The sequence below is a fragment of the Bacillus sp. RC240 genome (genome assembly GCF_044907945.1).
Lineage (GTDB): Bacteria > Bacillota > Bacilli > Bacillales > Bacillaceae_G > Bacillus_A > Bacillus_A mycoides.
The window spans coordinates 1,211,799-1,237,862 of sequence record NZ_JBIYCT010000001.1 but is presented as its reverse complement, the minus strand read 5'-3'; the positions used below and the strand labels follow the sequence as shown (position 1 = coordinate 1,237,862).

Below are 26,064 nucleotides of genomic sequence, written 5' to 3'. Positions count from 1 at the left end.
ATGAATAAGTTTGTCACGTTTCTTGATAAAAACTTATCTGGACCGATGGCAAGGCTTTCTGAACAGAGGCATTTACAAGCAATCCGTGATGGAGTTATTTCGGCGTTACCATTTATTATCGTAGGGAGTTTCTTTTTAATAGTAGCATTTCCACCATTACCGAAAGATAGTTTCATATCAGTTTGGGCATTGAAAAATCAAACAAGTATATTAATACCATATCGTTTAACGATGTTTATTATGTCTTTATATATAGCATTTGGTATAGGATACAATTTAGCGAAAAGTTATAAGTTAGATGCTTTATCAGGGGCACAGTTAGCAGTATGCTCACTACTTTTAACATTGACGCCCGAATTAATCGATAAAAAAGGATTTATGCTTCCGATGACAAATCTCGGGGGGCATGGATTATTCGTAACGATGATCGTATCTATTTTATCAGTAGAGATTTTAAGATTTTGTAAGACGAAAAATGTAATGATTAAAATGCCAGAACAAGTACCGCCGTCTGTTTCACGTTCGTTTGAAGCACTTATACCTGCTGCATTCGTAATTATTTTAATGAGTTTAGTAACTGTCGTTTTTAGTATTGATTTACATCATGTAGTTGATAAATTAGCGGCACCGTTAGTAAAAGCTGGTGATAGTTACTTCGGTGTAATCATTCCAGTATTTTTAATTACATTTTTTTGGTCATTCGGAATCCATGGTGTGTCGGTTGTTGGAACTGTTGCCCGGCCATTATGGGAAGTATATTTAGGGAAAAATGGTGAAGCAGTTGCTAGTGGAGCAAATCAGTTGCCATTCATTTCACCAGAACCATTATACCAATGGTTTATATGGATTGGTGGTTCTGGTGCGACGTTAGGACTTGTATTAGCTATGATTGTATTTGGTCGATCAAAATATTCGAAGGCATTATCAAGAACTTGTATTGTGCCTGGTATCTTTAATATTAATGAACCTGTTATTTTTGGATTGCCAATTGTACTAAACCCAATTTTAATTATCCCATTTATCATTACACCACTAGTAACAGCAACTATTGCATACTCAGCAACTGCGATGGGGTTTGTTACACCAACACATATAATGCCTCCATGGACATTACCAGCTCCAATTGGTGCATATTTAGCCACAGGTGGAGATTGGCGTGCAATTGTATTAGTTTTTATAAACATAGCAATATCATTCCTTATTTATTTACCATTCTTTAAAATGTACGACAAAAACATGCTTGAAATTGAGAAAAATGGTGATGGGGAATCTGTTAATCCGTAAGTTTTATATTTTATTTTTGAGTGATAGGCATTTTGTCTATCACTTCTTTCACATTAAGTCCAGAGAGGGTGAAATGGAATGAATATAAAATTTAGCTATAAAGGTGTATTTTTATTGTTATTTGGAGTGATATGTGCGAATTTACTTTTCGTACCTTTATTAAGAATGCTAAATCTATCACAAATGCATAGTATATGGATCGTTACAAGCATTGCGGCAAGTGTTTTGCTTACGATCGTTGTTTCTTTCATTGATGGCACATTTGTATCGAAAGTCCAGTTGTTTATTAGATTTATATTGTTTTCTGTAGGTTGTACGTTGTTTACTTACATAATTGTTTTTTAGTGAATAGGGGGCATGTATTTTATGTATATTGCAGGGATAATGTCCGGTACATCGTTAGATGGAATAGATGTAGCGCTCGTTCATATAGAAGGGAACGGTGTAGATTCTAAGGTCGAACTCATTCATTTTACTACTGTTCCATTTTGTAAGGATATAAAAAATGAGATACTGCAGGCTTTATCAATTGATACATCTAATGTTCAATTGATATGCAGTTTGAACTTTAAGCTTGGTTTATGTTTTGCTAATGCTGTGGAGGAAGTTTGTAAAAAGGCTGATTTGTCATTGGAACAATTAGATTTAATAGGTTCTCACGGACAAACGATTTATCATCAGCCAAAGCAAGAAGGCAATAGTATTTCTTCGACATTGCAAATTGGAGAACCAGCAGTTATAGCATATGAAACGAACACTACGGTTATCTCTAATTTTCGAACAATGGATATGGCAGCAGGGGGACAAGGTGCACCACTTGTGCCATATTCAGAGGTCATTTTGTATCGCCATCAAACTAAAAATAGATTACTACAAAATATTGGCGGGATTGGTAATGTTACAGTGATTCCAAGTAAACGAAGTAATAAGAGTGTAATTGCTTTTGATACTGGCCCAGGAAATATGGTAATCGATGATGTATGTCAAAGATTATTTCAGTTGCCATATGATCAAAATGGTAGGATTGCAAAACAAGGAGTAGTTGTAGATGAAATTTTGACATATTGTATGAACCATCCATTTTTGAAAATGAATCCACCGAAATCAACTGGTAGAGAACAGTTTGGAGAAGAGTTTGTAAGTGAATTATTGAAGCGGTTTGAAAAGCATGGTAAAGAAAATCTTTTGACGACTGTCACGATGTTTACAGCAAGTTCAATTGTTCATCATTATAAGGAGTTTATTCTGCCGTATTATGAAATCGATGAAGTCATTTTAGGTGGTGGGGGCAGTTATAATCGTACACTTGTTGACATGATACGAAATGGATTGAATGAAGAAAAGTGCGCGATATTCATTCAAGAAGATATAGGCTATTCTTCAGAGGCGAAAGAAGCAATCGCCTTTGCGATATTAGCAAACGAAACGCATCATCGTAATCCGAGTAATGTGCCAAGCGCAACAGGTGCAAAGCAATCTGTAGTTTTAGGGAATATAACATTCCCTCCAATAAGATGATGAAAATGAGGCGAACATATGAAGTATATGATTGGAGTAGATGGTGGAGGCACGAAGACAGAAGCAATTGCATTTGATCAAGACGGAAACGAAGTTGTAAGAGGTACGAGTGGGTTTGGAAATATATTAATAGATTATGAAAAAGCAGTTTCGCATATTATGGAGGCGATCGATCAATGCAAGAAAGCTTTAATTGATGGGCATTGCGTTTGTATTTGTTTAGGGTTAGCGGGTATAAGTGGAGCGAATACAAATGAATTAACATTACGATTAATAAAGAAATATGAAACGAAAATTGAAGTTTTTAATGACGCAGTGATTGCACATGCAGCTGCTTTAAAAGGGAAGGATGGAATTTTAACGATTGGCGGTACAGGCGCAATTTGTATTGGAAAGAAAGGAGAAGTGTACGAGTATAGTGGTGGATGGGGACATATTTTAGGCGATGAAGGAAGCGGATATTGGATTGCGTTACAAGGTTTAAAGAGAATGGCAAATCAATTTGATCAAGGAGTTAGACTTTGTCCATTAAGCTTAAGGATTCAAGACGAGTTTCGACTTTTAACATCATCTCATATAAAAAGACTAGTATATAGTTCTTCAAAAGATAAAGTTGCAGCAATTGCACCATTAATTATAGAGGAAGCGAGGAATGAGAATGATGATGCACATAAAATTATTCTGCAAGCGGCTAAGGAATTAACGATAATTACGGTGAATATTTACAACAAGATGCAGTTTGATTTATCACCTTTAATTGCAGTAAGTGGCAGTATATTGCGTTTCGTTCCTGAGATATATGCTGAATTTAAGAAATGCTGTGAGAAAAGTATGAGAGAAGTTATATTCGTATCACCATCAGAAATGGCAGTGAAAGGAACATATCATTTAATGAAGGGTGTATATTTTATAAAATAGAAGTATGAGAATTTTTGTATGATTTGTAAAAATATGATGTTAAAATATACAAAGGGATGTAAAGCAAGAAAAAGTACAATATACATAGTCATTGAATATTGTATAAGTACTCCCATGTAGAAAGTGAATGATTACATGATTAATAGTATGCAATTTTTGTATTTGGTGGCTTCTTATTTATTTGGAAACATATTGACCGCTTATATAGTAACGAAATGGAAACATAATGTTGATATTCGTGAAGAAGGAAGTGGTAATCCTGGCGCAAGAAATATGGGGCGCGTATATGGAAAAGGGTATTTCGTCGCTACATTTTTAGGTGATGCGATCAAAGGGGCAATCGTAGTTTCTATTGCAAAATACCTTTTTGAAGATTCTACATTTGTAATGTTAGCTTTACTGGCTGTTATACTTGGACATATTTACCCAATTTTATTTAAAGGCAAGGGCGGAAAAGGCATTTCAACATTTATTGGAGGGTTAATTGCATTTGATTATTTGATAGCGCTTACTCTTATTGCTGTTTTCATTATATTTTATTTAATCTTTAAAGGATTTACTAAGCCCGGACTAATTACAATCGCTTGTTTACCAGTTTGCATGATTTTGTATTCTTACTCTATTGTTACGACTATTTTAAGTGCACTTATCATTGTACTTATTTTATATGTAAATCGAGAATGAAATGAACTTTTAATAAGTGGAGTTAATCTCCACTTATTATTTTTATTAAATACATAAAGGAGATACAACATGGGGTTAATTTATAAAGTTGCTGATCAAGCTTGGGAATTTGAAAGTATACATAAATTGAATTATAAAACATTTGTAGAAGAAATTCCGTAACATGAAGAAACGAAAGAGCATGTTCGTATAGATCGTTTTCATGAAGAAAATACTTATTTAATTTGTTTAGATGGTGATAAGTTAGTAGGTATGGTTGCGTTGCGAGGAAAACGACCATTCTCATTAGATCATAAAATTTCAAATTTAGATTTTTACTTGCAAGAACATGGAGAAAACGTATATGAAATTCGTTTACTTTCAATTGTAAAAGTAAACGAGGCAGTACCTGCTTATATGGACATTGGTATGTACGAAGAAAATGAAAGTATCCCATACTCCCATTCATGGAATTTAATTTATGCATTGCAAGAAGCATTAAAAATACTTGAAGATGAAATGGTATTTAAAAAAATAAAAGAGACGTATACATATATTGAACAAGCTATTACTACTATGGGTTTAAATCTTGTTTCACCTAAAGAACATGCCGCGCCAATTATAGTTACCATTCAATTAAATGAAGATCAGTCTTCTAAGGAGCTAGGTGATGCGTTAGCATTACAAGGATATATTGTTCATTATGAATCAGCGTATTTACAAAAGAATAACTGGATCCAAATTGCATGCCTGAATCATTACAAAGAACGTGATATGAAAAGGATGTTGAATTGTTTACACAGATGTACATTAAAGAATGGCATACATATATGAGCAATGATTTTTGAACATAGTTGGTTGCGTATAAAGGGATTATTACTTACGAAAACTTAAAAATGAGACAAACAGTAGATTATAAATTATTAGAAGAGGTGTTAGCATGATAACTAAAAAACTACCATTACATATAACAGACATTAAAAAAGCTCAAAACATTTTAGACAGAAATGCTCGTAAAACTCCTTTAGTAAAATCATTTTATTTGACTAGTAAAACAGGCGGAGAAATTCACTTGAAATTAGAAAATATGCAATTAACGGGTTCTTTTAAATTTCGTGGTGCGTTTAATAAAATGTCACAGTTGACAGATCAAGAAAAAGAGCGAGGCGTAATTGCTTGTTCCGCTGGTAATCATGCGCAAGGAGTTGCTTTATCTGCTCATTTACTTGGTATTAAGAGTAAAATTGTGATGCCGATTTCTGCACCGAAGGCGAAAGTTGAAGCAACTAGAGGATACGGATCAGAAGTGATTTTATATGGTGAAACTTTTGATGATGCGAAGGCAAAATGTGAGGAGATTATTAGGAAAACAGGTGAAACATACTTACATCCATATGATGATGTAGAGGTAATGGCTGGTCAAGGTACAATTGGTTTGGACATTCTTGATGATATGTGGGATGTTGATACGGTCATTGTACCAATTGGCGGAGGTGGAATTATTTCTGGAATTGCTGTTGCATTAAAGTCTTTTAATCCATCAATCAATATAATTGGTGTACAAGCTGAAAATGTTCATGGGATGAAGGCATCTTATGATAAAGGGACAATCGTAGAACATTATGAGGCACCTACTATAGCAGATGGTTGCGCAGTTAAAATACCAGGTGATTTAACTTTTGAAGTTGTAAAAGAATTAGTAGATGATATTGTAACAGTGTCAGAAGGTGAATTAGAAGTAGCGATGAAAGACTTATTACAGCGTGGTAAAGCCGTTGTAGAAGGTGCAGGTGCATTAGCTACTGCTGCTCTACTTGCAGGGAAAGTGGATACATATATAAAAGGGAAAAAAGTAGTAGCGGTTATATCTGGTGGGAACGTAGACTTGCAACGTATATCAAGTGTTTGTGAGCAATTTTTTGTAGCTAATGAAGTGAAATAGTATTTAAATAACATAAATTTTATGAAAGCAGAGCTAAGAAAACTAATCTTAGCTCTTACTTTTTGTCTACTGTATAGTAAATTATTATATGTAATCGTCTCTATTCAAAGATAACTCAAATAATTATATCAATATTGTCGAAACAGAAACAGAAATTTAATATAATGGTTTTAATGTATGAATGAGCTGTTAGGAGGATAGGCCATGAATAAGGAAGAACAGGTCATGAACGGTTTCAGGGAATTATATAATAAGATGGTTTGGCTAAATAAGGATAAGATGGAAGCAGGTCTGAAGGGTTTTAAGTCTTCTGAAGTACATTGTATTGAATATATTGAAAACAATACAGATTCTAACGTGACACAACTTGCAGAGGCTTTTTATGTGACTCGCGGTGCAATAAGTAGAATGACTAAGAAGCTCATAAAAAAAGGCCTTATTGAAAGCTATCAAAAGTCGAAAAATAAGAAAGAAATTTATTTTAGGCTTACCGAACAAGGGAAAGAAGTTTATAAAATTCATGAAGAACTGCACAAAGAGTTTCAAGTGCGGGATAAAGCTGTATTTGAGCAAGTAACCGAGGAAGAATTCGACAGTATAATTAACTTCGTGGAAAAGTATAGTAGGCATTTGGATGCAGAAATAAAGAAACAAGGTATACATATTAAGTCATAATAAAGTTGAAGCATTCGGGCTTTTACGGGTAGTTAATCCCGAAAACTAACTTATTTTCCCGTTCATGCGGGATACATTTAAATAATAAAAAGGTAGCCTGTTCATAGTAAGGCTACCTTTTTATTATTGTATTTTTGTTGACTAATCAACAAAACAGAGTTATTATTTTGTTGATGAAGCAACAAAATGTTTTAAGGAGAGAAGTTAAATGTCTATTTTTAGATCACAAAATGAAAGCGAAACTGAAAAAAACATAGATAAACATGCTTTAATATTCGGCCTTATTTCTGTATTTCTTTGTGGTATAGGTTTCAGTATCATTATGCCTGTAGTGCCATTCTTAGTGCAGCCTTATATAAGTAGTCCAGAAGAACAGGCTCTAGTTGTTACGCTACTGACCTCTGTTTATGCTGTCTGCGTGTTTTTCGCTGCTCCTGCAATCGGGGCTTTGAGCGATAAATATGGCCGTCGTCCATTACTTTTAATATGCCTTTTCGGTTCCGCAATCGGGTACTTAGTTTTTGGTATAGGAGGGGCTTTATGGGTACTATTTGCTGGACGCATAATAGAAGGAATAACAGGCGGGAGTATAAGTACAATTTTTGCATATTTTGCAGATATCATTCCTCCAGAACAGAGAACGAAGTACTTTGGATGGGTGAGTGCAGTGGTAGGTGCAGGAACCATTATTGGACCAACACTTGGGGGATTACTTGCCAAGTTTGGTCATTCTGTACCTTTATATTTTGGAGCGTTCATAACTTTATTAAATGTCTTATATGGGATGAAATATATGCCTGAGAGTCTTGACAAAAATAATAGGTTAAAAGAGATTACTTTTGTAAGGTTAAATCCTTTTGTACAACTTGCAAACATACTTTCCATGAAAAACTTAAAATGGTTACTTGTCTCAGCGTTTTTACTTTGGATACCTAACGGATCTTTACAAGCAATTTTCACACAATTTACGATGGATACTTTTAGCTGGAAGCCTGCACTAATCGGACTTATGTTTTCAATTATGGGCTTTCAAGATATCATTTCACAAGCTTTTATAATGCCAAAGCTTTTAATCAAGCTTAGTGATAAACAAATAGCTATACTTGGAATGGTTTCGGAGATTATTGGCTACAGTTTTATTGCAGCATCAGCTTTGTTTTCCCTATATCCTCTTCTAATCGTTGGGATGTTACTGTTTGGTTTTGGTGACTCGATTTTCGGACCTTCATTCAATGGGATGCTTTCAAAGTCTGTCGATTCTAGTGAACAAGGGAGGATTCAAGGTGGTAGCCAATCTATTCAAGCTTTGGCAAGAATGATTGGTCCAATTATTGGAGGGCAAATTTATGTATCACTTGGTCATGCAGCTCCTGCTTTTATGGGGATGATTCTTATAGTAGTGGCAATAGGAGTTTTGTATAAAGGGACGCATGTAACTGTATAAACTATCTGCACTATTATGGTCTTTCTTTATATAAGGATGTCTCTACGGGAATCTTTCCTGAATGAATTGTATAACAGATAAATATAAGAACAAATAATAGGGTGTCAGAACTTAGGAACAAGTACTGGCCCCTATTTGTTTACAGTTTGAGAGCTAAGAAAAATTAAGAATTTATTCTGTAATGCTCTCATGGTGAAGGTTAAATAGAACTATCAATAATTAAAGTTAGCTTTTTTGAAAGTAAAAAGCTATGTAAATGACTAGATAGTTTAATTATGCTTGTGCTGAAGTAAATAATGACTCCATTTTTACTTTGCTCTTTTCTCGAATTTCACTGTCCGCATGGCGCATTACAAATTTATGCGCTATAGCGATTGCTAAAACATCATCTAATAAGCCGATCCCAATAATAGCAGCTATATCTGGAATGAAGTCGATTGCTAATACGTAATAAGATAAAGCAGCTAATATTATGAATTTCGCTTTAGTAGGTAACCCTTTTTTTCTCATTGTGTAGTATAAAATAATACTTTCATATACGCTTGATTTCCCGAGGTTTGCTGAGCTTTTTTTGAATTTTTTCCAAAGGGTCTGTTTCTCCATATAAACACTCCTATTACAAAAACATAGATTTTTTAAAAGGATAGACAAAGAAGTAGGGAAATAATCAATTTTATTGTTTTTCTTATGTATATTCCATAAAAATAGGGAATTACCTGTTCAAAATAATATAATGTTTGTTTTGCAACGACGCACAGTGTCCCGTTACATAGTCTGTATTGTAAAATGTATGTGGATGATTTTATATTATTGCTAGTGAAATTGAATCTATCTATATTAGTGGTGATATAAAATCAGAGAGGTTGGTTCAAGCTGAAGAAATGCTAGAACATATGCAAAATGAAGAAAAGGAATTTGGTGAATGGTTTATACAGCAGTTAAAAAATGTAAGTCATATTCCTGTTGATGAAAAAGTACATGATGGTCAAATGATTTTGAATAATGAATGTAAAATACTGGCGACGCCAGGGCATACTTCGGGGCATATTTCATTATATTTTCCAAATTTGGATTGTGTAATTACGGGAGATGCAGCTGTTCAAGATAATCGAAAATTAGTAATTGCGAATCCGAACTTTTGTTTAGATATAGAAAAAGCGGAGGAGTCTTTAAAGAAGATTAAAAATCTTAAAGCAACAAGGTATTATTGCTATCATGGAGGGAAACTCACTGTATAAAATAATAAAAAAACGATCTATTTTAAAATAAAAAGATCGTTTTTTTAATTCATAAATTCTGCAATTTGAATCAAATCATTAACATTGAATTCTCTTTTTATATGCAGTTTGTTACCAATTGCAATTTTATATTGAAAACCAACTTTTTGAAATAGAAGCTCATATGCGAAATCAAAATGAGGATTATATAATGCTTTTATATTATTGTTTAAATGATAGAATTTGGTTCCTCTATGTACATATTGGTCTAATTTATTATGGACTGGTGAAACAGTGATTTTTAAAATTCCACTAATATCATCATTATAGTAACGTAGTTCCAAGTAATCGTTATAGATGTAACCGTGAAATCCCTGAATTTCGAATGGGAATTTTGTAGGTGTTAGTATATGCCGTTTAACCTTCAATTCATATTCTTTTACAATAGTAGCTTCTTTCATAAACGGATTAGTTCCATCATAAATTTGATTAATTTGAGATATTTTCTTATTTTTTGTTACTATTTCTAAAATGAAACCGATAGTACTTACATCATCAGTGTCTTTGAAATAAGAAATAAGAATTGTAGTGTCCTCTTTTGGAGATGGTACTACTTTAATTTCATGAATAGGTTTATCTTTTGGGAAAGTAGGTAGTTCAATCCCTTCTGTTACATATGACTGCATTAATTTTTTATCATTATTAAGTAAAGCGTGTTTAAACTTAATTATTATATCGGTTTGAGATTTGGCCATAATAATTGAGATGGATTGAAAAAATAGTAAGAAAAATATGCAAAAAATCTTTATTAATTTAGTGTTCACTTTTATCACCCTCTAACTATATTTCCGTAAATTTTAAATATATATGTAAAGGAACGTATATATGTAATAGAAGTCATAGGAGGGAAGGCTATGAGCTCTTTATTTGATGTGATTTCAGATGTTATTTTGTTTTATCCTCGAAATGACATGAAATTAAAACATCATATTGCAAAATTAAGCGAATTTGAGTGGTTTCGAAGGTTACACGAAGATCAGAAATATACAAGTTTAATTTGGAGTAATAGAAAAATTAAAAAGTATATTTTGACTTCTGCAAATATGGAAGCATTAATAAAATCCGAGAAAAAACAAAAAGAATTTGTTCATCTAGTACAGGATGAATATAAAAAAAGAAGATAAGAATTTTTTTATTTTTCATATTTGGCGAAACAAATGGTACAATGAAAGCTAATGTGAAAAATAAGGAAAAGAAGTGGTCTATTTGAAAAACTTTTTAGAATTAGGAATTAGTGAAACTTTTAATCATACATTACGTGAAAATGGAATTACAGAAGCAACACCGATTCAGGAGAAGGCAATTCCTGTTATTATGTCAGGTAAAGATATTATTGGGCAGGCGAAAACAGGAACGGGTAAAACGTTAGCATTCGTGTTACCGATTTTAGAAAAAATCGATCCAGAGTCTAGTGATGTTCAGGCTTTAATTGTTGCACCAACAAGGGAACTAGCACTGCAAATTACAACTGAAATTAAAAAAATGCTTGTTCAAAGAGAAGATATTAATGTACTAGCGATATATGGTGGACAAGATGTAGCACAACAATTGAGAAAATTAAAAGGTAATACACATATTGTTGTAGCGACACCAGGACGATTATTAGATCATATACGACGTGAAACAATTGATTTAAGTAATCTTTCAACGATTGTACTAGATGAAGCAGATCAAATGCTTTATTTCGGATTCTTATATGATATTGAAGATATTTTAGATGAGACACCTGATAGTAAACAAACGATGTTATTCTCAGCAACGATGCCAAAAGATATTAAAAAATTGGCGAAACGTTATATGGAAGAGCCGCAAATGATTCAAGTACAAAGTGAAGAAGTAACGGTAGATACAATTGAGCAGCGTGTCATTGAGACGACAGATCGTGCAAAGCCAGATGCACTTCGTTTTGTTATGGATCGTGATCAGCCATTTTTAGCAGTTATTTTCTGTCGTACAAAGGTTAGAGCAAGTAAGCTTTATGATAATTTAAAAGGACTAGGTTATAATTGTGCTGAACTTCATGGTGATATACCTCAAGCGAAACGTGAAAGAGTTATGAAGAGTTTCCGCGAAGCTAAAATTCAGTACTTAATTGCGACTGATGTAGCAGCTCGTGGACTTGATGTAGATGGTGTAACGCACGTATTTAACTTTGATATCCCTGAAGATGTAGAAAGTTATATTCACCGCATTGGCCGAACAGGACGTGCAGGTGGATCAGGTCTTGCAATTACGTTCGTTGCAGCGAAAGATGAAAAACATTTAGAAGAAATTGAAAAAACGCTTGGTGCACCAATACAAAGAGAAATAATCGAACAACCGATGATAAAAAATGTAGATGAAAATGGAAAACCGGTACAAAAGCCGGCTCCAAAGAAATCAGGTCAATATCGTCAAAGAGATAGCCGTGAAGGTTCAAGAAGTGGTTCAAAAGGTGGACCAAGAAACGATTCAAGAAATAGTTCTAGAAATGATAACAATCGATCATTTAATAAGCCAAGTAATAAGAAAAGTAGTGCAAAACAAGGTCAGCAAAGACGTGGCCGTTAAATAGTTATAATTTTAAAAGAGGCGCAAATAATTGCGGCTCTTTTTTATTTTTATACAATGAAGTCGTTTGAAAGATAATGAGATTTTCTAAAAAATACGAGTCCTGTTATTTAATAATTGGGACATATTCTATAATAATCAATTGAGAAAATATTGTAAATTTGAGATAATTTGGTTATATGAATCGGAATTTAAAATGTAATACAGGATATGTATTACTATAGATATCGTAGAAGGGGGAGGAGAAATATAGTGAATTCATGGGGAAGACCTAGAATGAAAATCCAAAAAACAAAAAGTGAATGGATTTGGGATATCATTGGATATTCATTTTTCTTAGGATCAATAATTTTTTTGATCACCATTTGGGGAGGATTACCTGAGGAAGTACCGGGACATTATAACGCAAAGGGGGCTGTAGATCGCTGGGGGTCAAAATGGGAACTTTTTACTCTACCAGGAATCGGGATATTTATACTACTTTTAATGCAGACTTTAGAGAAGTTTCCAGAAGTTAATAACTATCCACAAAGATTTAATGAATCGAATGCTAAGCAGTTTTATTTAAATAGCCGAAAAATGATTAATCAATTAAAAAATGTTTGTTTAGTTATTTTTGCTTTAATCCAATTTGAGACAATTTCAATAGTTTTAGGTTGGAGCGGGGGTTTAGGTAAATTATTTTTACCAATAATAATTATCGGAACAGTTATTCCAATTGTTATAGGAATAATAAGGAAACGGAAAATTAAATAATACGGAGTGAATAAATATTCTAATTTATGACATTATTTCGTTATCGGGCGCTATTATGGGATGTAATTTAGAATTTTAAATGAATTTATTATAAATTTCGTATAGGGAAGTTTTTTAAATTCAAAATTAAACAACTTTATTTTACCTCCATCTTAATTTTAGGACGGGGGTATGCGTGTTTGCAGTTTTAAAATTTAATAACTTTAATGTCTTTCTACAGGGGATACCAAAAATGAAATTTTAAAATTTCATTCACCGTATTAAAAATAAATTTTAAAATTCATAAAGGAAATATAAAGTAGGTTGTTGTATATGTACGATAACAGGAAACTTTTCACATACTAAACATATACTTTAAATAAACCGACAGTCGGTCCGTAGGAAGGAGTACATGAATGAGGATCGTAAAAGAATATGGGGAGCGTAGAAATGAAATTTTAGAAACTGCTGAACGTTTGTTTGTTACAAAAGGGTATACGAAAACTACAGTAAATGACATTTTAAAAGAGATTGGTATAGCAAAGGGGACGTTTTATCATTATTTTAAGTCGAAAGAAGAAGTAATGGATGAAATTATTATGAGGATTATTAAAGCTGATGTTGCTAAAGCGAAAGCAATTGTCTCTAACCCTAATATCCCAGTTTTGGATAAGTTATTTCGAGTTTTAATGGAACAATCACCAAAATCAGGAGATGTAAAAGATAAAATGATTGAACAATTTCATCAGCCAAATAATGCGGAAATGCATCAAAAAAGTATAGTACAATCAATTATTCATTTATCTCCTGTTTTAGCAGAGATTTTAGAACAAGGAATCGCTGAAGGCATATTTTCTACTCCATACCCACAAGAAACGATTGAATTATTACTCTCTTCAGCACAAGTCATATTTGATGAGGGTTTATTCCAGTGGAAGCCGGAAGAAATGATGAGGAGGGCTAAAGCTTATATCAAAATGATGGAAGCATCTGTTGGAGCGAAAGAGGGAGCCTTTGATTACATGGTGGAGGTTTTAATCAAACAGAAATAGTAATTTTCTGTTTGGATATTATCGACCGACAGTCGGTCTGAATCGAATGAAAGGTGTGATAAGTATGTCAGCTAGTATAAGGTCTTCGATGAAAGATTTTCACTTAATGGTGAGTGGACAAATCATTACTATTTTAGGTTCAACACTTTTACGTTTTGCCCTGTCATTATATGTGCTAGATATAACAGGGCGTGCTGATATATTCGCAGGATTATATGCGGTAACGAGTATTCCGTTTTTACTAGCTCCTCTCGGCGGAGCGATAGCAGATCGTTTCAATCGCCGTAATTTAATGGTTATTTTTGACTTTATCAACGCTGCGATTGTATTAAGCTTTATAGTTTTGTTATTTACTGGACCTGTATCTATTATATTGATTGGAACAATTATGTTTTTACTAGCAGTCGTTAGTGCAATGTATTCGCCTGTTGTAATGGCGAGTATTCCGCAATTAGTTCCAGAGAATAAGTTAGAGCAAGCGAACGGTATCGTAAATGGTGTGCAAGCATTATCGAATATAGTTGCTCCTGTATTAGGAGGAATACTGTACGGCATAATTGGTTTGAAAATGCTCGTAATAATAAGTTTTCTTGCTTTCTTTTTATCTGCGATTTTAGAAATGTTTATTAAAATACCTTTTATAAAAAGAGCACGAGAAAGCCATATAATACCGACAATTGTAAAGGATATGAAAGAAGGATTTATATATGTTTTAAAACAACCATTTATTTTGAAATCTATGCTTTTAGCTGCATTACTAAATTTAATACTTACACCGCTATTTGTTGTTGGCGCTCCAATTATTATACGAGTAACAATGGAAAGTAGCGACACGTTATACGGAATTGGAATGGGATTGATCGATTTTGCTACTATTTTGGGTGCATTATCAATAGGTTTTTTTGCGAAAAAGCTACAGATGAAAACATTGTATTACTGGATGCTTTTAATAGCTTTATTAGTACTACCAATGGCACTATCAGTTACGCCAGTTATTCTTAATTTAGGATACTATCCACCATTTATCCTCTTTATACTTTCTTCTATTCTAATTGCAATGATCGTGACAATTGTATCCATCTATGTGATTACTGTAGTCCAAAAGAAAACATCAAATGAAAACCTAGGAAAAGTAATGGCAATTATAACAGCGGTATCTCAATGTATGGCACCAATTGGGCAAGTCATTTATGGTTTTATGTTTGAAGGATTCAGTATGAAAATTTATTTACCTATATTAGTTATTAGTTTCATAATGATAATAATAGCGATAGTGACGAAGAAAATATTATGGAATGAAGGGAACTAGCTCCATATGATTAGGAGAATGTTAAAAAGAGATTTCTCTCAAAATAAAATGATAATTACCATTCTATTTATGTTTATCATGTTATCAAGTCTTTTAATCGCAAGTGCTTCAAGTAACGTTATAAATCTATTGAACTCAACGGATCAATTGTTTAAAGTATCAAACGCACCGCACTTCGTACAAATGCATGCCGGAGAAATAAACCAAAAGTCAATTGATTCATTTGTAGCGCAAACTCCTTTTGTAAAAAAACAACAAACAGCAGAGATGGTTCAAATAGGCGGATCTAACATTTTTATAAAGAAGAAAAATCAAGCGGAACATAATAGTGTAATGGACATTAGCTTCGTTAAGCAAAATACTATTTTTGACTTTTTATTAGATTTAAATAGTGAGTTGATCGATGTTAGGAAAGGGGAAATAGGTGTACCAATTTATTATATGCAAAAATATAATTTGCGTATTGGAGATAAAATATGGGTTGTGAAAAATAATAATGAGCTAGAATTTACTATTTCGGCATTTGTTCGTGATGTTCAAATGAACCCATCACTTGTTAGTTCAAAACGATTTGTAATAAGCGATGAAGACTTCGAAAAAATAAAGGGTAATTTTGGAGAAAGTGAATATCTTATTGAATTCCAGCTAACAGATTTAAATAAAATAAATGAATTTGAAACTTTATACCAGTCATCAAACTTACCTCAAAAAGGTCCCTCTATTACGTATTCACTCTTTAAAACACTCAATTCATTAACAGATGGAATAATAGCTGCAGTGCTGATCATTATAAGTGCATTATTAATGCTAATCGCGATTTTATGTATTAGATTTACGATTATGACTTCAATGGAAGAAGATTATCGGGAAATTGGTGTTATGAAAGCTATAGGCATTCAAAGTAAAGATATTCAAAAACTATATGTAACAAAATATGTTGTTATTTCAGCTATCGGATGTATATGTGGATATATCCTTTCGTTATTTGTTACAAAAATATTTACCTCTAACATCGCACTTTATATGGGGACAGCTAATAAAAGTATTTTATACTATGTTGTGCCATTGATAGTCACAACATTGTTATTTCTAGCCGTTATCCTTTTTTGCCGCATCATTTTGCGGGATTTCAGGAGAATTACAGCAATAGATGCTTTACGATCAAGAGATAAACTAGGAAAAAGAAAGATTAGAAGATTTTGTTCTCTCTATCAAACTAAAATTACAAATGTAAATATATTTATTGGTATACAAGATGTAGTGAAACGATTTAAGTTATATCGAGTATTAAGTATCGTTTTAATTATTGCAGTGTTCATGATTGTTGTACCGGTTAACTTTTTGTACACGATTCAGGCACCGCAATTTGTTAATTATATGGGAACAGGAAAGAGTGATATACGAATAGATTTACAGCAATCTGAAAATATAGAAAAACGGTTTAATGATGTTATATCGTATGTCGGAAACGATGAAGAGGTAGAAAAATATGCAGCATTTGTAACGAGTACATTTAAAATGGTGAAAGCTGATGGTACACATGAAAACTTAAATGTAGAAGTGGGAGATTTCGCTCAATTTCCAATAGAATATGTTAAAGGTATGGCACCAAAAAATGAAAATGAGATCGCTCTCTCTTATATGAACGCAAATGAATTAAAAAAGAATATAGGGGATGAAATCGTTTTATTTGTAGAAGGAAAAGAGAAAATGCTAACTATTAGTGGTATATATCAAGATGTAACGAATGGAGGAAAAACAGCTAAAGCGAGTTTTTCTTATAATAAAGAAAATATATTATGGTACGTAGTAAATGTAGATATGAAACCCAAAGTGAATCTACAAGAAAAAGTGAAGGAGTATAAACAAAATTTTAATTCTGCAAAAATAACAGATACGGATAATTATTTATCTCAAACTTTAGGAGAGACAATTAAACAATTAAGACTCGTGACACAAGTGGCAATTTTGATTGCTATATTGATATCGGTTTTAATAACTGCGATGTTTTTTAAAATGTTATTGGTAAAAGATTCTTCGCAAATATTAATTATGAAAAGTATCGGCTTTTCCTACAAAGATATTCGTATACAATATGTTACTCGTTCTATTTCTATAGTATTAGTAGGTGTTTTAACAGGGACATTTATAGCTGCTACGCTTGGAGAAACACTAATAAGCTGGTTAGGTTCATTTATGGGAGCAGCTCACATAAAGTTTGTTGTTAATCCGATCATTTCTTATGTAATATGTCCAGCTATTTTATTTATATCTGTGACCGTAGCAACACTTTTCAGTAGTTTTACAGTGAAACAAACAAATGATTTAAAGCTAAATGGGGAGTAGGAGGTGTGTAATTTGAAAAAAATTTTAGAAGTAAAACAATTAAATAAAAAATACGCAATGGATGGAAATAAAACATACCATATGTTAAAAAATATAAATTTAGAGATTTATGAGGGAGAGTTTATATCGGTCATGGGACCTTCTGGTTCAGGGAAATCGACGTTACTATATAATATTAGCGGAATGGATCAAATGTCATCAGGAAGTGTGAAAGTTGATAGTAAAGAAATAACATGTATGAAAGAAGAGGTGTTAGCAAATTTACGACTCAGCGAAATGGGATTTATTTTTCAACAGAGCAATCTTCTTAGAAATTTGAATCTTTTTGATAATATAGTTTTGCCTGCGTATTTAGCAAAAGTTGAGAGCAGGAAAATAATAAATAAACGTGCACTTGAATTGATGAAGAAAACGGGAATTAGTCAAATTGCAACTAATAATATAACTGAAGCATCAGGAGGAGAATTACAAAGGGTATCTATTTGTAGAGCACTCATAAATAAACCTAATATTATTTTTGCTGACGAACCAACGGGTGCTTTGAATTTAAAAGCGACAGAAGAAGTAATGGATATTTTAGCAAATATAAACCGTATGGGAACTACAATTTTGCTAGTTACTCATGACGTAAAGGTAGCAGCTAAAACAGAAAGAGTTCTTTTTATGGTGGACGGGGAAATTGTTAGCGAAATACAGATGGGTAAGTATAGAGACGATGATTTGAAAGTGCGAGAAGAGCAGTTGTTAAAATGGTTAACCGTACTTGGATTTTAAAGAGATAATATTTTTGACTCCTATTGAATATAGGAGTTTTTTCTTTGTTTGAAAGTTCAAAAAGAGATATAATAATTTTCTGACTATTGATTATGGAGGGGTATAAATGAAAAGTGAAACGTTACACACTCAAGAAGATATATTAAAAATGCTTGATTCATTATTAAGACCTGCAGAACCGTTTTGGAATGAATTTTATGCGGATAGAGAAAAAGATGTTCCGTTTTTTGAAAATGTTCCAGATGAGAACCTAGTTTCGTATATACAAAAAGAGAGTGTTTCAAAAGGGAAAGTATTAGAACTTGGATGTGGTCCAGGAAGAAACGCAATTTATTTAGCGAGTGAGGGATTTGATGTAACAGCAGTAGATTTATCTATAGAAGGTATTAATTGGGCGAAAGAGAGAGCATTAGAAAACGGAATAGAAATACAATTTGTTTGTGAATCGATTTTTAATTTGGATTTTCAAGATGAATATGATTTTGTATATGATTCCGGTTGCTTGCATCACGTTCCACCACATAGAAGAATGAATTATGTTGATCTAGTTAAAAACTCATTAAAATCGGGTGGTTATTTCGGATTAACATGTTTTGCAGCAGGTGATTTGAATGAGCGAAATGGATCGGAAATAACGGACTGGGATGTGTATAGAGGATGGAGTTTGCAAGGTGGTCTTGCATATTCAGAAGAAAAGTTAAGAGAGATATTTAAAGAATTTGAAGTAATTGAAATTAGAAAAATGAAGCAAATTGAACAACCAAATAATATGTTTGGAGAATCATTTCTTTGGACAGCATTATTTAAGAAGAAATAAAACATAGATAATTGACAAACTCATGGTTTTTATAGACAATACACTTATAAGAATATACGTTCGGTTTTATTGTCCGATGTATGTTTTGCATAAATACATAACAAGGGGATGTCTCTAAATGGGTAACACAAATCAAAAAATCACTACATTTTTAATGTTTGAGGGCAAAGCTGAGGAAGCGATGAATTTTTACACATCGCTATTTAATCAATCAGAAATTGTAAGTATCTCTCGTTATGATGAGAATGGACCAGGTAAAGAGGGAACTGTAATTCATGCAACTTTTACGCTAAATGGACAAGAGTTCATGTGTATTGATAGTTATGTAAAGCATGATTTTACATTCACTCCAGCTATGTCTCTTTATGTAACTTGTGATACGGAAGAGGAAATCGAAACCGTTTTTAATAAACTAGCACAAGATGGAAAAGTTCTTATGCCTTTAGGTTCATATCCGTTTAGTAAAAAGTTTGGCTGGTTAAATGATAAGTATGGTGTGTCTTGGCAGTTAACTCTTGCTGGAGATGAATAATTAAAATAATATGGTGACATTAACGTCATAACAAAAGGGATGATTCAAGATTAATATGTATCATCCCTTTTATTTTTTGTTTTACAAACGTCACTGGTTTTTAAAGAACGTTTCATTGTTATAACTAAAGAAGAAAGACCATCGTTATTCAATAAGATTAAAATAGATTTAGCTACCCGTTGTATTTATAACACCTTTAGGTTTGTATATAATATAAAACTGCTAATTTAATTTTTTAGCTTATCTAGTAATGGAACTCATTAACTGGAAGAAGTCTTTAAAAAGTAATTTGGATACTTTATTTGAAGGTATGGTTTACGAATTAAACAACCTTCAAAAAATATAATAGTTGAAATTTGTTGGTTTTAGAATGAAGAAATTAGGCTCAATATACCAACTAAATTATTCATAATTGAGTTGTGGTATAATTTACATACAGGGGGAAAGTAGATGACACAACATAAAGAAGAGCAAATGAATGAGGCATTAGCATTATTTTACTTTGCATATAAAACTTTTACAGAAAAACCAGATGAAATAATAAAAGAGTATAGTATACAGCGTGTACATCATAGAATTCTGTTTTTTATCGCTCGTTTTCCAGGGCTTAGTGTAAATGAGCTGTTATCACTTTTAGAAATAAGTAAACAAGCTCTTCACGGACCGTTGCGCCAACTGTTAGATAAAGGACTTATTGAGAGTAATGAAGCTGCACATGATCGTCGTGTGAAACAGCTGTCTTTAACAGAAGAAGGAACAGACTTAGAGAAAAAACTGAGCGATGTTCAAAGAGAACAAATGGGAGCTATTTTCTCACAGTTTGGCGAATCGTGTGAAGAAAATTGGCATCAAGTTATGAATGAAATGGCAAATAGCCGTTCAGGATTTGATGCATGGACGTCTAAGCGTGAAATACCAGTAGAATAAAAGATAGAAACAGTATCTTGTTTTGTAGTTTGGAAAATCAAAAATTTTTATCTGTATATTTGGCAACTATGGATAAAAAATTCACATTGCCAAAAACTTTATATGTGTACGTATTGAAATTTTAAAATTCATATTTCCGAGAGGGGAATTATAATGATAAAACTTGTACTCATTCGTCACGGACAAAGTTTGTGGAATCTTGAAAATCGATTTACAGGATGGACAGATGTGGATTTATCAAAGAATGGATTAAGTGAAGCGAGAGAAGCAGGAACAATATTAAAAAAGAATGGATATACATTCGATGTTGCGTATACCTCGGTACTAAAACGAGCAATTCGTACATTATGGATTGTACTGCATGAAATGGATCTCACTTGGGTCCCTATACATAACTCATGGAAGTTGAATGAACGCCACTATGGTGCACTACAAGGATTGAATAAAGACGAAACTGCAAAAAAATATGGAGATGAACAAGTTCATATTTGGAGAAGAAGTATAGATGTGAGACCGCCTGCACTTACTGAAGATGATCCTCGATATGAGGCGAACAATCCAAGATATAAAACGTTAAAAAAAGATGAATTCCCATTGACTGAATGTTTAGAGGATACGGAGAAAAGAGTAGTTGATTATTGGCATTCAGAAATTGCATCGTCATTAAAAAGTGGTGAGAAAGTAATTATTTCATCGCACGGTAATACAATTCGTTCGCTAGTGAAATACTTAGACAACCTTTCAAGTGATGGTGTGGTTTCATTAAATATTCCAACTAGCATTCCGCTTGTTTATGAGTTAGATGAAAAATTACGTCCGATTCGTCATTATTACTTAAGTATGGATGGAGAAGTACCTGAAGGGGAAATTCCGAAACATATTTCTTTTTAACATGAAAATTTGAAACGCATGCTTGTCTACATATACAATGTAGATTCATGATAAAGTGAAACTTTAATCAGTGGAGGGTGTTCATCCCGCACTGATTATTAGCCTTCACCAATCGGGCTTTTATGGGCAGTTGATCCCGCACCTAACGTCTTTGCTTTCGCTGAATTTTGAGGTGGGGGGCTTACTGCTCGTTAATGCGGGATAAAAGACGTGGCCTGCTTCTAATGTATATGCGATGTTGCTAACTTTAGAAGGTTGTCCACGTCTTTTGTCATAAAGAGAGCTGTTTGTGCATGTAATGGTATCGTGAGTAGTTTTGGAATGGAGGGTGATGTGATTGACGATCTCTAACATTCGAATTGGCTTATTTATTTTAGCAATCGTCTTTATTGTTCTTGTTTTCTTTTATTGGAGAAATGAAGAGTTGTACGAGGAGAAGAAACAACGAATTCGAAAAACGTGGTACGGTTTGTTCATAACATCAGTCACAGTTTATTTCACGATAAAAGGAATAGATTTAACCCTCTGGAAAAATCTTTTAATGTTTACTGCGATGGTAATTTTCGTTGATATTGCATTCATTTTGACACCAAATATTTCAGAAATATGGGGCGCAAAATTCAGCGATATTGGAAAGACGGTCCAATCAATTAAAAGGTCATTAATTGCTTCAAAAGCAAGGGGAGAAATATATACGACAATTATTCAAAATGTGAATCCAACAGCCTTTGGGACAATGGAATGGCATACGGAAGAGGAATATACAAAAAGCTTAAACACATTTTTAGATTCATATGGGGAAAAGATTGGTGCGAAAATTGTTGTATTTGAAGCGGTGAAGGAATTAAATACAAACTTTCGTGGTATCCGCTCTCAATTTAGTATTATGGTTCCATTAGAACACATCGAGCAATTGAATGAGCAGAAAGCGGTGCAAGTAGAAAATGTCGGAATTATACCAGCAAAAATAGTTAGTGATGTTTTCATTGTTATTGATGGGAAGAAAAATAACCTTCAAGATCGAGATTTTGAAAATGTATATAATTTAACAATTCATCATAGTTATTTTAGTAAATGAGGACAGAATCTTTTTCTGTCCTTTTCACCTATACATAAAGGGAGAACAAATTCAGACAAGCTTGTATAAAATTGGACAATCATTCCTACACTAGCACGTAGAGGTGATTGTAGTGATAAAAGATTATGACAATGATTTTTTTAAAGAAGATAATGAAGATACAACAGATTTCTCTTTAATAAAAGGAGATACTTTGCAGCAAGTAGAAGAGTTAGAAGAAGAATTAAAAAGAAAATGATACGTGTACACTCTGTCTGCATTTGCTATATAATATAAATAAAAGGTTGTATCTTTTTGAAAAGGGGGAGAAGAGATGGCAGAAGTAAATGCTCAAAAATCTTCGTTTTTTAAAACTAAAAAAGAAGAATCAAATACAGATTTCTCTCTTGTGAAAGGTGCATTAACAGAAAATATAAATCGTTTAGAAAAACTTATGGATAGTAATAGTTCGAAATATACTCGAGTGAAAAAAATACAGGAAAATGCATAAGAGCATTTTCCTGTATTTTTTATTTTGCATTAAACTTTTCTTTTACTTTTAAAGGTAAATCCGCTTTTTGAATTTCTTCATAGGATTTTACTTCAATCGATGATATTTCATTTTTATCTTTATTTTCTTGGTCTACATAAATGCACAAAAATGCCTTTTCATTTAATTTTTGATCGTTTTTTACTTCTAAATGTAATTTGTTTTCTTACTCCATCTTCATCATATGCCGGCAATGTGTAGTTCCGTAAGTTTCTACCTTCTATCTTTTCAATAAACCCTTCACCTTTTATCTGTACGTAATATACATCCTTACCGATTCTATTTAGAGAAGCTCTTTCGCACCCGATAGTTAAGTTGCAAAATAATAAACTTAGTGTAATAACAGATAAAAATTTTTTCATTTTCATTATCTCCTTTAAATTATGTATTTAAAGTATGCGGTTATTTTTTAAATAGAAAAATCGATTTTGATTACAGCACTCTTACAATCTTGTAAGAGTATAGCTTATTTACAATAAATTAAAAAATATGAGGATGGAATGAATAGGTTATAATGAATTTTTGAAATCTTAAAATAAAAGTAAAGTAATGAATCATGGTATAATAATAAAGGACGTACATATTATTTTGTCAATTGGAGAGGAGCTTAAAAATGTATTCTACTTTAGAACAATTAACAAAGCACCCTGTATTTTATCATTTTGCAGAAATTTCAAAGATTCCTAGAGGATCAGGTAATGAAAAAGAAATTAGTGATTACTTAGTGAGTTTCGCAAAGGAACGTAATTTAGAAGTTATTCAAGACGAAGCGTTAAATGTCATTATAAAAAAAGAAGCTACTTCTGGTTATGAGAATGTTCCAGCTATTATCATTCAGGGGCACTCTGATATGGTGTGTGAAAAAAACCAAGCGACAGTTCATGATTTTGAGAAAGATCCAATTGAATTAAGGATTATTGGAGATATGTTATATGCAAACGAAACTACTTTAGGTGCTGATAATGGTATTGCCGTTGCATATGCATTAGCATTATTGGATTCAACAGACATCCCGCATCCAGCTTTAGAAGTTGTTATTACAACTGAAGAAGAAACGACAATGGGCGGTGCATTCGCTGTTGATTCAAATCATTTTGACGGAAAAATATTTATTAATATTGATTCTGAAGAAGATCATAAATTACTAGTGAGTAGCGCAGGTGGTGCGAAAGCAGTTGAAACGATTTCAGTGATTTGGGATGAAGCGTCAGTAGATATGGACACATACCGACTATATGTTGGGGGACTTAAAGGTGGACATTCTGGTTTGGAAATTGATAAACAACGCGGTAATGCGAATAAAGTATTAGGACGAGTTTTACGTGATTTATCACTTCACATTCAGTTTAATATGAGTGAAGTTCATGGCGGCTTAAAAACAAATGCAATTCCGCGTGAAAGTGTAGCTACAATTTTATTACGTGCAGAAGATGTACAGCAAGTAGAAGAAAAACTAAAATCATGGACACGTATGTTACAAGAAGAGCTACGTGCTGTTGATCCGGATGTTCATGTTTCACTTACAAAAGTAGAAGAAAAGGCGGAAAAAGTCTTTTCTAAAGAAACACAAAAACAGCTTATTTCTTCATTATTCTTAATTCCAAATGGTATACAAAGTATGAGCATGGATATTAAAGGTCTTGTAGAAAGCTCAACTAATTTAGGAGTTATTCAAACACTGCAAGATGAGATTAAATTACGAAGCGAAGTGAGAAGTTCTGTAAGTAGCTTAAAACAACATATTGTAGATGAAATTAAGTATATTGCGGAATTAGTAGGGGCAACATTTGAAAAAGAGTCTGAATATCCAGAGTGGCCATATAATCCTAATTCGCCTATCCGTAATTTATTCGAAAAAGTGCACCAAGAAAAATACAGCAAAGATGCTGAAATCTTCGCAGTACATGCAGGAATTGAGTGCAGTGTATTTGTTCAAAAAATGCCTGAGTTAGATGCTATTTCATTCGGTCCAGATATCTTTAATGTTCACACTCCAGATGAACATATTAGTATTTCTTCTGTTGTGAATAACTGGGGATTTTTCGTTGATGTAATGCAGGGAACGAAAGAATTAGCTAAGTAATAAAAGACGGAATAAAAAGCAGCCTAAATTTATAGGTTGCTTTTTTGTATAGAATTTTATGTGAAGCAAAATAATGGCCAAGAAATTTACCTATTGTTGATTTAAAATAAAGTTTGATAAAAAGATCTATTTTGCAGAGTATCTCTTTCTTCAACAATCGGGCCATTTAATTGAATAAGACTACACAAAAAGTCGCTTTCCCTTACCTAAGAAAAGCGACTTTTTAGATTGGTTTTCCCCTTATTATCAAGCTTTTTACTTTAAGTTCCTTTGACTAATAAGGTTTACTTCAGTAAAATAAGGTATATTATATTTGTTGAATAGGTTCTCTTTAAAGACAAGAAAAGTAGGTGAACAAAGTGGGGAAATATCAATTGGATTACAAAGGTCAGGCAGCTGTGGCAAAGTTTCATGAAAAACAGACGCCTGCCAAATTTGATAAAAAGCAGCAACTTGAAAAATTGCGTGCGGAGTATTTGAAAAAGAAGCAAAAACAAACAGATAAATAATACGTTATGTTTTTCTGAATTTTCTTTATGTAATGCAAACAAACACAAGAAAATAGGTAAGTTATTTATCGTTCAAATATATACAGGCTATTTTTTCAAACCTCTTACTTAATGAACTAAAAAGTCGATTCCTTGAGATGGAAATCGGCTTTTTTAATAAGTGACATTTCCTTAGCGTTGTAAATCCGCATTTTCCTGACGCTATCCCAAG

26 protein-coding genes and 3 pseudogenes are annotated in these 26,064 nt (G+C 32.8%); 26 read left to right on the top strand and 3 right to left on the bottom strand.

Going from position 1 to position 26,064, the window contains the following annotated elements; translation table 11 throughout:
• The 9 genes and pseudogenes from ABH955_RS06335 to ABH955_RS06295 all read left to right on the top strand — a co-directional run bounded on the left by ABH955_RS06335 (position 1) and on the right by ABH955_RS06295 (position 8,444).
• Complete coding sequence (locus ABH955_RS06335) at positions 1 to 1,284, top strand: PTS sugar transporter subunit IIC (RefSeq protein ID WP_002069275.1); 1,284 nt, start codon at positions 1 to 3, stop codon at positions 1,282 to 1,284.
• A 78-nt stretch (positions 1,285 to 1,362) separates the two neighbouring features.
• The gene (locus ABH955_RS06330; protein WP_016095317.1) at positions 1,363 to 1,629 is read left to right on the top strand and encodes a hypothetical protein; all 267 of its coding nucleotides are present in this window, start codon (positions 1,363 to 1,365) and stop codon (positions 1,627 to 1,629) included.
• A 21-nt stretch (positions 1,630 to 1,650) separates the two neighbouring features.
• On the top strand, positions 1,651 to 2,802 hold the full coding sequence (anmK, locus tag ABH955_RS06325) for an anhydro-N-acetylmuramic acid kinase AnmK (RefSeq protein WP_016095318.1): 1,152 nt from the start codon (positions 1,651 to 1,653) through the stop codon (positions 2,800 to 2,802).
• Between the two features lie 18 nt (positions 2,803 to 2,820).
• On the top strand, positions 2,821 to 3,720 hold the full coding sequence (locus ABH955_RS06320) for a BadF/BadG/BcrA/BcrD ATPase family protein (RefSeq protein ID WP_113936511.1): 900 nt from the start codon (positions 2,821 to 2,823) through the stop codon (positions 3,718 to 3,720).
• A gap of 135 nt (positions 3,721 to 3,855) precedes the next feature.
• A complete protein-coding gene (gene plsY / locus ABH955_RS06315; protein WP_002085555.1) occupies positions 3,856 to 4,404 on the top strand; it encodes a glycerol-3-phosphate 1-O-acyltransferase PlsY in 549 nt (182 codons plus the stop codon).
• Between the two features lie 69 nt (positions 4,405 to 4,473).
• Positions 4,474 to 5,217, top strand: a pseudogene (locus tag ABH955_RS06310) (GNAT family N-acyltransferase).
• Between the two features lie 106 nt (positions 5,218 to 5,323).
• Positions 5,324 to 6,325: a bifunctional threonine ammonia-lyase/L-serine ammonia-lyase TdcB gene (gene tdcB / locus ABH955_RS06305; protein ID WP_113936510.1), complete on the top strand. Its 1,002-nt coding sequence runs from the start codon at positions 5,324 to 5,326 to the stop codon at positions 6,323 to 6,325.
• A gap of 204 nt (positions 6,326 to 6,529) precedes the next feature.
• The gene (locus ABH955_RS06300; protein ID WP_404490985.1) at positions 6,530 to 7,000 is read left to right on the top strand and encodes a MarR family transcriptional regulator; all 471 of its coding nucleotides are present in this window, start codon (positions 6,530 to 6,532) and stop codon (positions 6,998 to 7,000) included.
• 208 nt (positions 7,001 to 7,208) lie between these two features.
• Positions 7,209 to 8,444, top strand: coding sequence for an MFS transporter (locus ABH955_RS06295; protein WP_404455257.1), 1,236 nt, complete (start codon positions 7,209 to 7,211; stop codon positions 8,442 to 8,444).
• 273 nt (positions 8,445 to 8,717) lie between these two features.
• Here the strand turns inward: ABH955_RS06295 and ABH955_RS06290 are convergent, their stop codons facing one another.
• Entirely contained in the window at positions 8,718 to 9,047 is a 330-nt protein-coding gene (locus ABH955_RS06290) for a YkvA family protein (protein WP_078174372.1), read from the bottom strand.
• 203 nt (positions 9,048 to 9,250) lie between these two features.
• Between ABH955_RS06290 and ABH955_RS06285 the strand changes: the two are divergent.
• Positions 9,251 to 9,682, top strand: a pseudogene (locus ABH955_RS06285) (MBL fold metallo-hydrolase); the annotation flags it as partial.
• 44 nt (positions 9,683 to 9,726) lie between these two features.
• Here the strand turns inward: ABH955_RS06285 and ABH955_RS06280 are convergent.
• Positions 9,727 to 10,485: a hypothetical protein gene (locus tag ABH955_RS06280; RefSeq protein ID WP_404490984.1), complete on the bottom strand. Its 759-nt coding sequence runs from the start codon at positions 10,483 to 10,485 to the stop codon at positions 9,727 to 9,729.
• 90 nt (positions 10,486 to 10,575) lie between these two features.
• Between ABH955_RS06280 and ABH955_RS06275 the strand changes: the two genes are divergently transcribed.
• The 14 genes from ABH955_RS06275 (at position 10,576) to spoIISB (ending at position 23,222) form a co-directional block, all read left to right on the top strand.
• Complete coding sequence (locus ABH955_RS06275) at positions 10,576 to 10,845, top strand: hypothetical protein (RefSeq protein ID WP_404455263.1); 270 nt, start codon at positions 10,576 to 10,578, stop codon at positions 10,843 to 10,845.
• 73 nt (positions 10,846 to 10,918) lie between these two features.
• A complete protein-coding gene (locus ABH955_RS06270; protein ID WP_113709454.1) occupies positions 10,919 to 12,271 on the top strand; it encodes a DEAD/DEAH box helicase in 1,353 nt (450 codons plus the stop codon).
• Between the two features lie 276 nt (positions 12,272 to 12,547).
• The gene (locus ABH955_RS06265; RefSeq protein WP_404490983.1) at positions 12,548 to 13,027 is read left to right on the top strand and encodes a DUF1648 domain-containing protein; all 480 of its coding nucleotides are present in this window, start codon (positions 12,548 to 12,550) and stop codon (positions 13,025 to 13,027) included.
• 395 nt (positions 13,028 to 13,422) lie between these two features.
• Positions 13,423 to 14,058: a TetR/AcrR family transcriptional regulator gene (locus tag ABH955_RS06260; protein WP_002069302.1), complete on the top strand. Its 636-nt coding sequence runs from the start codon at positions 13,423 to 13,425 to the stop codon at positions 14,056 to 14,058.
• A gap of 46 nt (positions 14,059 to 14,104) precedes the next feature.
• Entirely contained in the window at positions 14,105 to 15,367 is a 1,263-nt protein-coding gene (locus tag ABH955_RS06255; RefSeq protein ID WP_404455272.1) for an MFS transporter, read from the top strand.
• 6 nt (positions 15,368 to 15,373) lie between these two features.
• Positions 15,374 to 17,713, top strand: a complete 2,340-nt coding sequence (locus ABH955_RS06250) for an ABC transporter permease (RefSeq protein ID WP_404490982.1) — start codon at positions 15,374 to 15,376, stop codon at positions 17,711 to 17,713.
• Positions 17,714 to 17,725: 12 nt separating this feature from the next.
• Positions 17,726 to 18,487 carry an ABC transporter ATP-binding protein gene (locus tag ABH955_RS06245; RefSeq protein ID WP_404490981.1) on the top strand — a complete coding sequence of 254 codons (762 nt, stop codon included), beginning with the start codon at positions 17,726 to 17,728 and terminating at the stop codon, positions 18,485 to 18,487.
• A gap of 106 nt (positions 18,488 to 18,593) precedes the next feature.
• On the top strand, positions 18,594 to 19,304 hold the full coding sequence (locus ABH955_RS06240) for a class I SAM-dependent methyltransferase (protein ID WP_404490980.1): 711 nt from the start codon (positions 18,594 to 18,596) through the stop codon (positions 19,302 to 19,304).
• A 118-nt stretch (positions 19,305 to 19,422) separates the two neighbouring features.
• Positions 19,423 to 19,836: a VOC family protein gene (locus tag ABH955_RS06235; protein WP_002012925.1), complete on the top strand. Its 414-nt coding sequence runs from the start codon at positions 19,423 to 19,425 to the stop codon at positions 19,834 to 19,836.
• Between the two features lie 450 nt (positions 19,837 to 20,286).
• The gene (locus ABH955_RS06230; protein ID WP_002017049.1) at positions 20,287 to 20,763 is read left to right on the top strand and encodes a MarR family winged helix-turn-helix transcriptional regulator; all 477 of its coding nucleotides are present in this window, start codon (positions 20,287 to 20,289) and stop codon (positions 20,761 to 20,763) included.
• A gap of 153 nt (positions 20,764 to 20,916) precedes the next feature.
• Entirely contained in the window at positions 20,917 to 21,654 is a 738-nt protein-coding gene (gpmA, locus tag ABH955_RS06225; RefSeq protein ID WP_113936501.1) for a 2,3-diphosphoglycerate-dependent phosphoglycerate mutase, read from the top strand.
• Positions 21,655 to 21,991: 337 nt separating this feature from the next.
• The gene (locus ABH955_RS06220; protein WP_113936499.1) at positions 21,992 to 22,732 is read left to right on the top strand and encodes a type II toxin-antitoxin system SpoIISA family toxin; all 741 of its coding nucleotides are present in this window, start codon (positions 21,992 to 21,994) and stop codon (positions 22,730 to 22,732) included.
• A gap of 112 nt (positions 22,733 to 22,844) precedes the next feature.
• The gene (locus ABH955_RS06215) at positions 22,845 to 22,970 is read left to right on the top strand and encodes a hypothetical protein (protein ID WP_000588712.1); all 126 of its coding nucleotides are present in this window, start codon (positions 22,845 to 22,847) and stop codon (positions 22,968 to 22,970) included.
• Between the two features lie 75 nt (positions 22,971 to 23,045).
• On the top strand, positions 23,046 to 23,222 hold the full coding sequence (spoIISB, locus tag ABH955_RS06210; protein WP_172798766.1) for a stage II sporulation protein SB: 177 nt from the start codon (positions 23,046 to 23,048) through the stop codon (positions 23,220 to 23,222).
• Between the two features lie 19 nt (positions 23,223 to 23,241).
• Here spoIISB and ABH955_RS06205 read toward each other — a convergent pair.
• A pseudogene (locus ABH955_RS06205) lies at positions 23,242 to 23,623 on the bottom strand (YxeA family protein).
• Between the two features lie 251 nt (positions 23,624 to 23,874).
• On the opposite strand from ABH955_RS06205, the gene ABH955_RS06200 reads away from it, so the two are divergent.
• Both ABH955_RS06200 and ABH955_RS06195 read left to right on the top strand, forming a co-directional pair.
• Positions 23,875 to 25,344, top strand: a complete 1,470-nt coding sequence (locus ABH955_RS06200; protein ID WP_016102002.1) for an aminoacyl-histidine dipeptidase — start codon at positions 23,875 to 23,877, stop codon at positions 25,342 to 25,344.
• A 359-nt stretch (positions 25,345 to 25,703) separates the two neighbouring features.
• Entirely contained in the window at positions 25,704 to 25,853 is a 150-nt protein-coding gene (locus ABH955_RS06195; protein ID WP_002069316.1) for a hypothetical protein, read from the top strand.
• The last annotated feature ends 211 nt before the right edge of the window (positions 25,854 to 26,064 follow it).